The organism is Sphingobacterium mizutaii, assembly GCF_900187125.1.
Classification (GTDB): domain Bacteria; phylum Bacteroidota; class Bacteroidia; order Sphingobacteriales; family Sphingobacteriaceae; genus Sphingobacterium; species Sphingobacterium mizutaii.
Map to the genome: position 1 here is coordinate 3,522,460 of NZ_LT906468.1, position 13,921 is coordinate 3,536,380.

9 protein-coding genes are annotated in these 13,921 nt (G+C 41.8%); 4 read left to right on the forward strand and 5 right to left on the reverse strand.

Features of this window, described 5'->3' with window-relative positions; genetic code table 11:
- Positions 1-43: 43 nt before the first annotated feature.
- Positions 44-619: an RNA polymerase sigma factor gene (locus tag CKW03_RS15240; protein ID WP_093098401.1), complete on the forward strand. Its 576-nt coding sequence runs from the start codon at positions 44-46 to the stop codon at positions 617-619.
- A complete protein-coding gene (locus CKW03_RS15245; protein WP_093098403.1) occupies positions 612-1,904 on the forward strand; it encodes a carboxypeptidase-like regulatory domain-containing protein in 1,293 nt (430 codons plus the stop codon). The genes CKW03_RS15240 and CKW03_RS15245 overlap by 8 nt, the downstream gene beginning before the upstream one ends.
- Positions 1,905-2,139: 235 nt before the next feature.
- Here CKW03_RS15245 and tsaD read toward each other — a convergent pair whose 3' ends face one another.
- The gene (gene tsaD, locus CKW03_RS15250) at positions 2,140-3,141 is read right to left on the reverse strand and encodes a tRNA (adenosine(37)-N6)-threonylcarbamoyltransferase complex transferase subunit TsaD (protein WP_093098405.1); all 1,002 of its coding nucleotides are present in this window, start codon (positions 3,139-3,141) and stop codon (positions 2,140-2,142) included.
- A 43-nt stretch (positions 3,142-3,184) separates the two neighbouring features.
- Here tsaD and CKW03_RS15255 point away from each other — a divergent pair, with 43 nt between their 5' ends.
- A complete protein-coding gene (locus CKW03_RS15255; RefSeq protein ID WP_445009324.1) occupies positions 3,185-7,657 on the forward strand; it encodes a translocation/assembly module TamB domain-containing protein in 4,473 nt (1,490 codons plus the stop codon).
- Here the strand turns inward: CKW03_RS15255 and CKW03_RS15260 are convergent.
- The 3 genes from CKW03_RS15260 to CKW03_RS15270 all read right to left on the reverse strand — a co-directional run bounded on the left by CKW03_RS15260 (position 7,602) and on the right by CKW03_RS15270 (position 10,854).
- Complete coding sequence (locus tag CKW03_RS15260; protein WP_093098409.1) at positions 7,602-7,889, reverse strand: hypothetical protein; 288 nt, start codon at positions 7,887-7,889, stop codon at positions 7,602-7,604. The genes CKW03_RS15255 and CKW03_RS15260 overlap by 56 nt on opposite strands.
- A 94-nt stretch (positions 7,890-7,983) precedes the next feature.
- Complete coding sequence (locus CKW03_RS15265) at positions 7,984-10,233, reverse strand: Tex family protein (protein WP_093098411.1); 2,250 nt, start codon at positions 10,231-10,233, stop codon at positions 7,984-7,986.
- 75 nt (positions 10,234-10,308) lie between these two features.
- Positions 10,309-10,854 (reverse strand): Sec-independent protein translocase subunit TatA/TatB, encoded by a 546-nt coding sequence (locus tag CKW03_RS15270; protein ID WP_093098412.1) that lies wholly within the window; start codon positions 10,852-10,854, stop codon positions 10,309-10,311.
- Positions 10,855-11,008: 154 nt separating this feature from the next.
- Between CKW03_RS15270 and CKW03_RS15275 the strand changes: the two genes are divergently transcribed.
- Positions 11,009-12,385, forward strand: coding sequence for an MATE family efflux transporter (locus tag CKW03_RS15275; RefSeq protein ID WP_093098413.1), 1,377 nt, complete (start codon positions 11,009-11,011; stop codon positions 12,383-12,385).
- Between the two features lie 46 nt (positions 12,386-12,431).
- On the opposite strand, the gene CKW03_RS15280 is transcribed toward CKW03_RS15275, so the two are convergent.
- Positions 12,432-13,856 (reverse strand): dihydrolipoamide acetyltransferase family protein, encoded by a 1,425-nt coding sequence (locus CKW03_RS15280; protein ID WP_093098415.1) that lies wholly within the window; start codon positions 13,854-13,856, stop codon positions 12,432-12,434.
- Positions 13,857-13,921 lie beyond the last annotated feature (65 nt).

A 13,921-nucleotide genomic window follows, 5' to 3' on the forward strand; every position in this document is an offset into this window, starting at 1 on the left:
AAATTTCCATAAACGAGAAAAAAAAATTAATTTTCAGCAGTAAATGAGCACTAGGACCTTGTCAAAACAGAAAAATCTATCGGATGAAGATCTGCTAAAACTCTATCTGCTGGATGGCGACCTCAACCATCTGGGTGACCTCTATCAAAAGCATAGTGAAATGGTCTATTATGTGTGTTTACGCTACTTTAAAGAGACTGAGCGCAGCCAGGATGCCGTCATGCAGATCTTTGAAGAACTTATCGACAAAGTCAAGAAACAAGACATCCAAGACTTCCCACGCTGGCTCTATGTGGTCAGTAAGAACCATTGCCTGATGGCCTTGCGTTCTGCAAAAAACAAACAAGAAATTGTTACAGATAATTTTGTGGAATTTTCTATGAACCTGCATCAGGAGGAAAACTATCAAGAAAGGGAGGAACAGTTATTGAGACTGGAAAGCTGCTTGGATACCTTAATAGAAAAACAAAAGAAAAGTATTCAGCTCTTTTTCATCGAACAGAAATGCTACAAAGAAGTGGTCGAAATAACCGGTTTCAGCATGAACGATGTAAAAAGCTATATCCAAAATGGCAAAAGGAATTTGAAGAACTGTATGGAAAGGAATTCTCATGAATAAGAACTTTGACATAGCATACCTACGTAAATACGTGAACGGAGAACTGAGCGACTCCGAAATGTATGCTATTGAAAAGGCATCTCATGAAGATGAACTTTTAATGGATGTATTGATGGGACTGGAAGAGGAGAAAAAACTAAACAGCCCGTTAGAGGTTGCAGACCTTCATACCGCTATTTTCGAAAGAACGCATCCAGAGAAAGTAAGGTCAATCAGCTTCTATAGAAACCTATCCATCGCAGCTTCGGTGTTACTGGCATTAGGTATTGGCAGCATTTGGTATTTAAATAGAGATCAGAACAAGGTTGCTGAGACGATGGAAACCGTTGCCATGGACAATAAGGTTGAGGTTCCTACTGATACCACCTTGAACAGTATCCATCTGGATAGTTTAGATGCTATCTCGGATGAGGATAACCTGATTGCACTTGCTACTCCTACCGAACCAGCACAAGCAGAAACTGCAAAGCCAGAAGAAAGAAAGCAATCCAGTAAGGTAAGCAGACCTACAGTGGAAGAGGTCCTAGCGGATAACCAGGATGTATTCTTACGGGAAGTACCTCGTGCTGATACCAGCGCATTCCATGATAAATACGACAATATGATAGCATCCAACGATGCTAGATCCTTCAAAAGGGCTGACCAATCCAATGTAATCGTGATGAATGGCAAAGCGCCAGCCAAGTCAAAACTCGCTGGACAGGTTGCCGGCGTCGCTGCCGATCGCATCAGCTCGCTTCAAGATGTTAAAAAATTAGCCACCGGCCGTGTGCTAGACCAACAATCGGGAAGACCGATTGTCAGTGCTTCGGTACGTGATGTCAAAACCAACGATGTGGTCATGACTGATTCTTCCGGACAATATATCATGCCATTGACTTCCGATAACCAAAAGCTGGAAATCCTTTCCCTCGGTTATGAAAAGGAATTGATTACTGCTAGCAACAATAAAATCGTCCAGCTAAAACCTAGCTTCGGAGATTTAGATGAAGTCGTGGTGGTTGGTTATGGAAATAAGACCCAAAAAGTAAAATCAGAACCATTGGTGGGTTGGGTTGCCTACAAGAAATACATCAATGATAATTCTTACCAGACCCTCTTAGGCAAGGGCTCTGTTACCTTGGTCTTCGATATCTCTACTTTCGGAAGACCGATCGATATCAGCATCAAGAAATCCAGCAATCCAGACCTAAGCCAAAAAGCCATTCAGATTATCCAGAATGGACCTGATTGGAAAAAAGGAAATGATGGCAAAAAGATTGAAGTCAAGATCAATTTCAGATAAGATAAATCCGATTTAATTTTTAGTCAGATTAAAACATTAAAGGATAAATGAGAAATTTATCCTTACCAATGCTGCAATTATCCTTCGGGAATGGTCCGAGACTTATTCGAGACATATTGCGAGATTTCCGAATAAGTCTCGAATAAGGTCAAGTGGTATGCTGAAATATAAATACTAAAAATTTTCTGGCGATTGCATGCCTGGAGAATCCTGAGGAAGCTCCAATTGAGCTGGTTTACACTCCCATTCTAGCTACAGGCCCTACTTCTTGTCCGATAAAATCTTCTTTCAAGAACTTTTGGTAACCGGCAATGGCAATCATGGCCGCATTGTCAGTGCAATACTCGAATTTAGGGATAAATACATTCCAATTATATTTTTTCCCCATTTCGATCAGTCCATTTCTTAAACCAGAATTCGCAGATACCCCTCCTGCGATAGCGATATCCTTCACTCCAGTCTGTTTGGCTGCTTTCTTTAATTTATTCAATAGGATGGAAACGATACGGCTCTGAACTGAAGCACAAAGATCATCCATTTTTTCGTTCAAGAAATTAGGGTTCTGTTTTACTTCAGCCTGCACCAAATATAAGATTGCGGTTTTCAAACCAGAGAAACTGAAATTCAGATCAGCGATCTGCGGTTCGGGCAACTTAAAGGCATCGGGATTACCGTTTTGGGCATGTTTATCGATCAAAGGACCACCTGGATAAGGTAAGTCCAAAATCTTTGCTGTCTTATCAAAGGCCTCTCCGGCAGCATCGTCTAAGGTTTCACCTAGCAATTCCATCTCAAAATAATCCTTGACCAAAACGATCTGGGTATGTCCACCTGAAACGGTAAGACATAGAAATGGGAATTGGGGCTTCGGATTATCGATAAAATGTGCCAAGATATGAGCTTGCATATGATTGACATCGATCAAAGGGATATCCATTGCCAAGGCAAATGATTTAGCGAAGGAAGTTCCAACCAATAATGCACCTAAAAGTCCAGGCCCTCGCGTAAAAGCTACTGCATCTATGTCATTTTTCCGTATTTTAGCAGCAGCGATAGCTTGGTCTACTGTTGGAATGATGTTTTGTTGATGTGCGCGTGAAGCTAACTCAGGAACCACACCCCCATATTTAGCATGAATTGCTTGACTTGCAATAATATTTGACTTAATTTCGCCGTCTATACATATAGAGGCCGAAGTTTCATCACATGAAGATTCTATTCCTAGAATGATGGCCATTTTGAGAGAAGTATAAAATTTAATTTACAAAAGTATCAAAAAAATACTTAAAATAACGCTTATTAGCCTGCTCAGCATCCTTGCTCTGCTGTCGGTGATTTTATTCTCTTTACAATTTTCATCTGTTCAAACATTTGTCACTAAAAAAGTGGCTAAATACCTTTCTAAAGAACTCAATGCCAAAGTAGAAATTGGCAGCATTTACTTTAAGCCTTTCTCCGAACTGAATCTATATGATTTCAACCTTTCGGACCAAGATGGGAATCCCATTCTTTCTGCAAAAAAATTAAATGCAGATCTTATCCTAACTGATTTTTTCCAGGATAAGATCGTCATTGAAAAACTGAATATTGAAAGTGCTTATGTGGATTTCCAGGTCTACAAAGACAGTTCGAACATCAAATTCCTGATAGACTATTTCAGTCCCAAAAAGAAAAAGAAAACAGGTCCAAAGAAAAAAATGGAGCTGAAATTATATGCCCTGAATCTGGTTGACAACCATGTCAAGATTATTAACCATACCCAAAAGCACCATAGCCGAGGGGTAGATTTTTCAGATATAGAACTGACCCATCTATCCGGTAATTTCAGGAATATAGAACAGGATAGCAGCTCGATAAAGGCCAAGATCAAGAAGTTGACCTTCCAGGAGAAATCAGGTTTTATCGTTCGGGAACTAAGTGCAGATGCTTTTGTCAGGGATAAATCCATGGAATTTGAGCAGTTGCGCCTAATCACCAACAATTCCACTTTGGGAAGACACTTAAAATTCAGCTATAAAGATTTTGGGGACTTTGGCGATTTCGTCAAGAAGGTCCAGATCGAGTCCAGCATGCACAATGTATTCGTTGATTCCAAAGATATTGAATACTTTGCTCCAGACATGAAATTTGTCAAGTTCAAGGCCAAGGTAAACCAAGGAGAAGTAAAGGGTACGGTCGCCAATATGTCTGTGAAAGATGCCGATATCCAAACCGGTGAAGAAACGAGGTTAGTTGGAGATTTCAGTATCAAGGGTCTCCCCGATATCAATAAGACCATTTTTGATTTCCAAGCCGACCAACTGCGGACCAGTGCTTCGGATGTGGAAAAGTTGGTCCCTGAACTGTCGAACCAGAGTTCCTTCGCTTTGCCTGAGCAACTCCATCGATTGGGACTGATCAATTTTGCAGGTTCCTTCAAAGGATTATACAATTTATTTGATGTGGAAGGAACCTTCAACACGGAATTAGGAAAGATCGAAACCAACAGTAAAATTGATATCCAAAAGAATATCCAGTATGCTGGGAACATGAAATCCGAGGAGTTTCAGATCGGGAACCTGATCAACAGCAATACCATCAAGAATTCAGCTTTTAACTTGGAGTTTGATGGCCAAAACCTAGATTTCAAAGAAATTCAATTGAATATCATTGGCGATTTGCGAAGATTCCAGCTCAACAACTACCAATACGATAGTGTATCGGTTGATGCCTTTCTATTTGAAGAGCAGATTGAGATGAATGGCCATATCAGCGATCCGAATATTGCCTTAGCCTATGATTCAAAGATCAACCTGAGCGGAGAATTCAATATTTACAATGTAGACGCCCAGGTCGATCAAATCAACCTGAAAAAATTAGGCTTGGTCAATAAGGATAGCATCATTATCTATGATTCCAATATCAGCACGCACCTTACAGGAAATAACTTGAACAATTTGAATGGTGATCTAAGAGCCAATCAGATCTCCATGCAGACCAGTAAGGGGAAATTCAGCATCGATGATGTGTTCTTTGCGGCTGAAGGGAATGAAACAGACAGGCTCTTGACCCTAAAATCCAATGTGATGGATGGGGAGATGAAAGGCGTAATCGATTTGAACACCCTTGTACCCTATTTCAAGGCTCTAGCCATGAAATATGCGCCTGCCATTGGCTTGGAAACCGAAAGCTACAATCCACAGATTTTTGATCTGGAACTCAATATCAAGTCTTTTGAACCAGTATCGGCTTTCTTGGATCCAACCTTAACCCTTGAAGATGGAGCCACATTGGAAGCGCATTTTAATTCTGAAGATTTTACGGCACAATTCAATGCCTTTAGCCCGTTTGTAAAATATCAAGGAGTTAATCTTCAGAATTTAAGCATTGATGAAATTGCCGATGAGCATGCCTTCTCCTTAAACCTAAAAGCAGATAAGGTCTTTTTGACAGACTCTGTTTTTGTCAATAATGTAGAGATCAACAATGTGCTTTCCAAGGACAGCCTTTTATTCAACATCAAAGGTGCGGAGGAAACCGAAAAGAATTATATGCGCTTGAATGGTAACATTCACTTCGCTCACAATAAACCCGCTTATATCCGATTTGAGGAGTCCACGATCGTGGTGAATTATGAACCTTGGGCTTTCAACAAAGACGCTGAAATGCGGGTTTCCAAAGGGAAATTCTATTTAAATAACTTAATTGCTTCCCAAGTAAACCAGCGCGTGGAATTCAATGGAATACTATCCAATGAGGACGATAAGCTGGACATCCGCTTCGAAAGGTTCAACCTGCATTCCTTGGAAACGGTTACCAAGCCAATGGGGGTACATTTGGATGGTGAATTGAATGGAAATATTGAATTACATTCCATTTTCAAAAAACCCTATCTCTCAGCAAACGTTACGACTACACCATTGGTATGGAATCAAATTCCGATTGGACAATTGGTCCTTTTGGCCGATTTTGATCCGGAATCCAAAGTAGCGAATCTGGATTTCCAATTATTAGATGATCGAAAAAGAGGCTTGACTTTGAACGGCACCTATCAGGTCGTATCGGGTGAGCAAGCCATTAATCTAAAAGGAAACCTGAACCAAACGGAACTGATCTTGTTCCAGCCTTTTATCCGCACATTGGCTTCGGATCTGGAAGGAAAGATGGATGCCGACCTACAAATCACAGGGACACTTCAAAATCCGCAGATCAATGGTACAGCAAAAATAGAAAGTGCATCCTTTAAGGTCAATTATCTTAAAACCACCTATAACCTGAACAATCAGTCCGTGATGATTGATAAAAATGCGGTCATGATGAATAATTTGACCTTTACGGATTCCAAGGGACATCAGGCAGTGGCAGGTGGTGTGGTTAACCTATCTCAACTGAGCAATCCTTATATCGATGTCAATGTCGCGACGAATAACGTCATGATCCTGAACACGACCTACAAGGACAATAATTTGTATTATGGTACTGCATACGCTACAGGAACATACCAGTTTAAAGGCTATACCTCAGCGATAGACATTAATATCAAAGCAAGATCCGAAGACAATACGGTAATCAGCATCCCTTTCAATACCGCAATGACCGTTTCAGAAAGTGACTTTATCTACTTCGTGAGTAAAGATTCAACGGTAAACAAGGAAAACGCAAACCGATATTTCCTTAAGGGCATGACGATGAACATGGACCTGGAATTGACGCCAAGCGCAGAGGTTAATTTGCAAACCGACATTGGCTCGCTGAAAGGTACGGGAACTGGAGAGATCAGTTTGAAGGTTTCCAGTTTAGGTGACTTTGAGATGTTTGGGGATTATGCGATCAATTCAGGGAAATTCCACTTTACGGCGCAGGATTTCATCAATAAATATTTCGACATCAAGCAAGGCGGAACGATTCGCTGGACGGGTTCTCCTTCTGGAGCAACCGTCAATATTACGGCAGTTTACCAACAACGAACCTCCATTGGCGACCTATACAATGCGGCCGGGCGTGCAGGGACTGACGAAAGAGTATTGGCGCAAGCAGACATGATCATCAAGGGGACCTTAAGCCAACCCGATGTTTCTTTTGACTTGAACTTCCCACAAACACCATACGTCAAGGATGAGCTTCAGGCTTACTTCAGTGATGCCAATAACGTTAACCAACAGGCATTGAGTTTGATTATCCGCAGAAGTTTTACAACTGGAAACTCCGGTGAAATCGGTAGAGAGGTGAACAATACCCTATTATCTGCCGGAACGGAAATAGCCTTTAACCAGTTGAACAATATTTTGGCGCAATCCCTAAGGATCAATTTCTTGGATTTCAATATCCGATCGCTAAACGATGCCTCGGCCTCATTCCGCTTCTTCGATGACCGATTGGTACTGACAGGGGGAATCGTGGACCGCAGGAACATACAGACCACCGACCTGACCTTTTTCTCGAACCAAGTGGCAACCGATGCGGAATTGACCTATAAGATCAGAAGGGATGGAAGTTTGATGTTTAGGGCCTATAATCGATTGAACACGAGAAATATTCTATTTACACCTACCGATGACTACATCAATGCGGTTGGATTGGTATACCGTCAAGAGTTTAATACCCTTGGCGAGTTTTGGAGAAAGATGTGGACCTGGAAGCCAAAGCGTGACAGTATCCCATCGATCCCTAACATTCCGCAGGACAGCATCAGGAACTCCTCAGATAGCAGCAATAATACTAGCCAAGGTAAAGTTCCAAAAGCTGGTTATGTTCCTCCTCCAGGCTTCCAGTAAACTCAGGTTGCTTTGCACGGTTGTACCAATACCTTGCATTCCATAGATCACCCTCCACGCGGTGGAGATAAGCATGCACATGAGCCGATACCTTATCATTCAGATGATCGATCAAATCATGGGCTTTTTTCCAATCTCCTTTCGCGTCATACCATAGCGCTTGGATCTGTACCTCCCAGTTAGGATTAGGTTGCGGGTCTTTCAAGGTGGAATTAAATTCTTGTATAGTCATGGAATTAAGATATTCATTTTTTCAAGATATATGAAATCGAGAAGATGATGTTGTCGATAAAAACAAAAGGGCGATAAACGCCCTTTTGTTTTTATTATTTAAACTTGCTTGCCAGTGCAGCCAATTTGGCTGCCATGTCGGTTTCAGGAGCTCGGTCCTGACGTTTATCCGATCTTTTATCAAATCGTTTTTCCGACTGTTTCCTAGGCGTTTTTTCCTCAGTTTTCATCGTCAGACTGATTCGGTTTCTTTTCTCATCCACTTCAGTCACCGTTACGGTCACTTGCTGTTGAACTTTTACGACCTCATGTGGGTCGGAAACAAAGTGGTTAGCCAATTGGCTCAGATGTACCAAACCATCTTGGTGAACGCCAATATCGACGAATGCTCCAAAATTGGTGATATTCGTTACGATACCCGGCAGTTTCATACCGATCTTCAGATCTGAAACTTTATTGACACCTTCGGTAAAAGAGAAAGCTTCAAATTTCTCACGTGGGTCTAATCCTGGTTTAGCTAATTCAGCCATGATATCGTTTAGCGTAGGCAATCCTACCTCATCAGAAATATATTTCTTCAGATCGACACGCTTTCTTACCTGATCATCTTTCATCAAGTCTTGGATAGATACATTGATATCTTTCGCCATTTGCTCGACCAAGGCATAACGCTCAGGGTGAACAGCCGAAGCATCCAAAGGATGGTCAGCATTGCGGATACGCAAGAATCCAGCCGCCTGCTCGAAAGCCTTATCCCCTAACCTAGGCACTTTTTTCAATTCTCTACGAGAACTGAAAGGTCCATTTTCCTTTCTATAATTGACAATCTGTTGCGCCAGTGCAGGACCTAATCCAGAGATATAGGAAAGGATCTGCTTGGACGCTGTATTCAGCTCCACACCTACCGAGTTCACACAGGACATCACGGTATCATCAAGTGCTGACTGCAATTTATTTTGATCTACATCATGCTGGTATTGGCCAACACCGATTGACTTAGGATCGATCTTTACCAATTCAGCCAATGGGTCCATTAATCTCCTACCAATGGAAACTGCACCCCTTACTGTTACATCATGGTCAGGGAATTCCTCCCTTGCCACTTCTGAAGCAGAATAGATAGATGCTCCACTTTCATTCACCATCACGATAGTAGCACCAGGCATGTTCATTTTACGGATAAAATCTTCCGTTTCGCGACCCGCTGTACCATTCCCAATAGCAATGGCTTCGATATCATGGGAAGAGATCAATCTTTTGATGATACGCTCAGCTTCAGCCTGTCCGCCAGCGCCATTGTGTGGGAAGATAGCTGTATTTTCCAACAGGTTTCCCTGTGCATCCAACACGACCGTCTTACAGCCCGTTCTAAAGCCGGGGTCAATCGCCAACAATCTCTTTTGCCCAAGCGGTGCCGCCAATAGTAATTGACGAACATTATCGGCAAAAACCTTAATGGCTTCTTCATCCGCTTTCTGTCTGGTCAAGACGCGGATCTCTGTTTCCATAGAAGGCTTTAGCAGGCGTTTGTAGCTATCGGATAGCGCCAAGGACACTTGCTTGCTGGCATCATTATTTCCTTTGATATAAAGCTTCTCAATCCCTGGAACCATATCCGTTTCAGCGACATCGATATCCAAGTACAATAACTCTTCCTTTTCCCCTCTTCGCATTGCCAATACCCGGTGCGAAGGCGCATCTTTCAAAGATTCCGACCATTCAAAATAATCTTTATATTTCAATGCTGCTTCTTCTTTGCCCGGAACAACACGAGAGACGAACTGTCCCTTGTTTAGCAAAGTCTTACGGGCATGAGCACGCACCTCTGCATCTTCAGCGATTTGTTCTGCGATAATATCACGAGCGCCAGCAAGGGCTTCTTCCATGGAAGCCACGCCTTTTTCTGCATCAATATAAGAAGCTGCGTTAGACTCCACATCCAACTTATCTTGGCTTAGCAAAAGATCGGCAAGAGGCTGCAATCCTTTTTCACGGGCAGCAGAAGCTCTAGTTTTACGCTTAGGTTTGTAAGGCAGGTAGATATCTTCCAATGCCGCCATGGTTTCGGCAGATTTCACTTGGATTTCAAGTTCCGGAGTAAGTTTACCTTGTTCAGCGATCGACTTCAGGACGGCTTCCTTACGTTTGTCCAAGTCTCTCAATTGCTGCATGCGATCACGGATGGCGGTAATCTGCACTTCATCCAAGCTTCCGGTCAGTTCCTTGCGGTATCTGGAAATAAAAGGAACTGTTGCACCTTCATCCAATAGGCTGATGGTGGTATGCACTTGTTTCTCGCTAATCGACAATTCTTTCGATACGATAATCTCGTGGGATGTACTCATAAAATATTTTAAAATGAAAAAACAAAGCTGTTGAATGGATTCCAACAGCTTATCGATATAGAATTCTTAATTGTTTTAGGCTTTCTTAGAATTATTCTCTTCTAATGGATTTTGCTCAACTTCAGGTTCAGGAGTTTCAGTTGAGTTCGCTACTGCTTGGTTGTCATCAGCAGCTGGGCTGTCATTGCTTCCAAAATGGTCATTATAACCGTAGCTATAGTAATCGTCTTGGGTTGGCGTGCTGTATGGCTTATGCTCATACGTTCCTGCAGGAGCTGTAAATTGAGGAACTTTTTTCTCTACTACAGCTTCTTCGGGCACTTCCTCAGTTTCTGTAGCTGCATTGGCCTGTTCAAAGTCTTGAATAGGTGTTGCAGCTGGTTTTTTTGTTTCAGGCTCTTTATCAATATCTGTTTTTATATCGTCAATTTCTTTTTCGAAGTTATTGATCTGATCTGAAATCTCTCTCTTAATCCCCTCAGAAGCATCTTTAAATTCCCGGATACCGCGCCCCAGTCCTCTAGCCAATTCTGGTAATTTCTTGCCACCAAAAAGTAATAATGCAACTAAAATAATAAGCATCATCTCCTGGGTACCAATGTTCAAAAACGCTAAATTCATCTCTACTTTATTAATTGTTAATAAGCTAAGGTAAGTCTATTATTTTTTTTCAGCAATTTTTTGATGTAAATATTTAGAAACAAAAAGTTAACCCAAACATGATTCGCTAAGCAAGTTTTAACTCGTACCTTTGTGCTCTTTACTTTTTTCGTATATGCTGCAGAATATCAAATCCAACAAAATTTATTACTTAAGTACGATGGCTTTAGCGGGTCCGGTTGTGATATCACAATTGGGTCATACCTTGGTGCAAACAGCAGATACCATTATTGTAGGTCACTTCGCAGGGACCATCCCATTAGCAGCGGTTTCCTTGGTGCACTCTGTATTTATGGTAGTGCTGGTGATTGGATTGGGGATAGCTTACGGCTTGACTCCGCTGATTGCCCAAGAAAACGGCAGGCAGAATTATAAGGAATGTGCAAAATTACTATCCAATAGTTTTTGGTTGAACATTGTATCAGCCATCCTCCTGTTCCTATTTGTTTTTTATGGATCTATGTTTGCCATGGAGCATGCCGATCAGGACCCTGAGGTGGTAGAGACTGCAAAGCCATATCTGTTGATCTTGAGTCTTTCTATCATGCCCTTAATGATCTTCAATACCTTTAAACAGTTTGCTGAAGGTTTGGGATTCACCAAACAGGCGATGAACATAACCATCTGGGGGAACGTGCTGAACGTAATCATTGCTGTAATCCTAGTGAAAGGGATGTTCGGAATCGAACCGATGGGCGTACGTGGTGTGGGTATTGCGACCTTGGTGGACCGCATCTTGATGATGATCGTGATGGCTTGGTATGTATTGAAATCGAAAAACTTCAAGCGCTATATTGACCATTTCTCGGTTAAGTTTATTGACTTTATTAGAATAAAACAGATTTTCAAGATAGGTGGTCCTGTGGCAATGCAATATGTATTTGAAATCGGAGCATTTGCAGGTGCGGCGCTGATCGCAGGTAAAATCGGTGCAATAGAGCAGGCAGCTCACCAGACGGCGATAACATTGGCGGCAATGACCTATATGATGGCAAGTGGAATTGCATCTGCGGCTACCATCAAAGTGGGCAATGCCTATGGAAACAAAAACTTCTTCCGATTACAGAAGTTCGCAACCGTGTCTTACCATTTGGTATTGATTTTCATGGTTATCTGTGCGATTATTTTTGCTGTGTTCAATCAGTACCTACCATACATTATCAGCAAGGATCATGAAGTGGTGGTTATGGCTTCACAGTTATTGATCATTGCAGGTATGTTCCAAATATTTGATGGTACCCAAGTGGTAGGTCTTGGAACATTACGGGGTATGGGCGATGTGAATTCCCCTACTTTCATTACCTTCTTTGCATACTGGGTGATCGGTTTACCGACAGCCTATTTCTTAGGAATTGAATTGAACATTGGAGTTAAAGGGATATGGTATGGTTTAACCTTGGGCCTATTGACCTCCTCGATATTACTATATTTCAGATACCGCTATATGGTGATGATGAAATTGCCGATGCATCAGGCTATGATAAATGGATAAAACAAAAACGCTCATCGGATGATGAGCGTTTTTGTTTTATTATGGATTAGATAACTCTTTCAGAGTCCCAATTTTCTAAATAATCCGCCACACGTCGGATGAACTGCCCACCCAATGCACCATCAATAACACGATGGTCATAAGACATGGAAATGTACATCATATGGCGTACTGCAATGACATCACCGAATTCGGTCTCCAGAACTGCAGGTTTCTTTTTGATCGTCCCTACGGCTAGGATAGCTGCTTGAGGTTGGTTGATGATCGGCATGCCGAAGATATTTCCAAATGCACCGATATTGGTGAAGGTAAAAGTACCACCTTGGGTATCGTCTGGTTTAAGCTTATTAGCACGAGAACGGTTAGCCAAGTCATTCACGGACCTAGAGATTCCGGTTAAGCTCAGTTGATCTACGTTCTTGATTACCGGAACGATCAGATTTCCAGAAGGCAATGCAGTGGCCATTCCGATATTGATGTTCTTTTTACGGATAATATTATAACCATCTACAGAAACATTCACCATTGGGAAATCTTTGATTGCCTTGGCGATAGCTTCGATGAACAATGGCGTAAAGGTGATGTTCTCACCTTCAGTTTTCTTATAGGCGCCTTTTACTTTATTTCTCCAATTCACCAGATTGGTAACATCAGCCTCAACAACCGAGAAAACATGTGGAGAGGTCTTGACACTGTTTACCATGTGATCGGAAATCAGCCTACGCATGCGATCCATTTCAATGATTTCAGAATCTCCAGTACTGCTTTTCACTACTTGAGCGGCTGGAGTTTGAGGTTCTTCAACTTTAGGCTGAGGCCTTTCTTCAGAAGCTGGTTGAGCAGGTTTTGGTATTTGAACACCTTTGTTCTTTTCCAGGTAATTCAAGATATCTTGTTTGGTCACACGGCCTTCGCCCCCAGTGCCTGGAATACTGTCCAGCTCTTTTTGGGAGATACCCTCTTGTTGGGCTATATTTCTTACCAATGGGGAATAAAAGCGGATTCCGGAATGGATCTCCTGATGGTTAGGTTCAATCTGAATATTTTTATCCTGAACCTGATCAATACCTGGGATATCCTCTTCTGGGATTTCTATTGGCGGTAATTCGACATTCGTGACTACCTTTTGGTAAACATCGGATTCGCTTGGAGAATCAATAGGAGTATCTGAGCTTTTATGATCCTCTTCTTGGGAGGTAGATTGTGGCTCTTGGTTTTCAATTTCAGGTCCTTCAATTTCAATCAATGCAATGACATCACCGACTTGAACCACCTGATTTTCTTCGAACAATCTTTCTTTAAGAATACCAGATACTGGCGATGGAACTTCAGAATCGACCTTATCGGTAGCAAGTTCTACGACTGCATCATCCTCATCAATATGCTCCCCAACCTGCTTTACCCATTTGGTCAGAGTCGCTTCAGATACGCTCTCCCCCATCTTAGGTAACAAAAGTTTATATATTGCCATCTATTATTATTTGGATTGTTAGATTACTAAGTTAATTATTAATACTTACTTGACAAGTGAACAAA

What these genes read in the sequence shown, in the direction of transcription:
- CKW03_RS15275 (WP_093098413.1), top strand. Translation starts at nt 11,009, where the DNA reads ATGCTGCAGAATATCAAATCCAACAAAATTTATTACTTAAGTACGATG.
- CKW03_RS15270 (WP_093098412.1), bottom strand. Translation starts at nt 10,854, where the DNA reads ATGAATTTAGCGTTTTTGAACATTGGTACCCAGGAGATGATGCTTATT.
- CKW03_RS15245 (WP_093098403.1), top strand. Translation starts at nt 612, where the DNA reads ATGAATAAGAACTTTGACATAGCATACCTACGTAAATACGTGAACGGA.
- CKW03_RS15265 (WP_093098411.1), bottom strand. Translation starts at nt 10,233, where the DNA reads ATGAGTACATCCCACGAGATTATCGTATCGAAAGAATTGTCGATTAGC.
- CKW03_RS15280 (WP_093098415.1), bottom strand. Translation starts at nt 13,856, where the DNA reads ATGGCAATATATAAACTTTTGTTACCTAAGATGGGGGAGAGCGTATCT.
- tsaD (WP_093098405.1), bottom strand. Translation starts at nt 3,141, where the DNA reads ATGGCCATCATTCTAGGAATAGAATCTTCATGTGATGAAACTTCGGCC.
- CKW03_RS15240 (WP_093098401.1), top strand. Translation starts at nt 44, where the DNA reads ATGAGCACTAGGACCTTGTCAAAACAGAAAAATCTATCGGATGAAGAT.
- CKW03_RS15260 (WP_093098409.1), bottom strand. Translation starts at nt 7,889, where the DNA reads ATGACTATACAAGAATTTAATTCCACCTTGAAAGACCCGCAACCTAAT.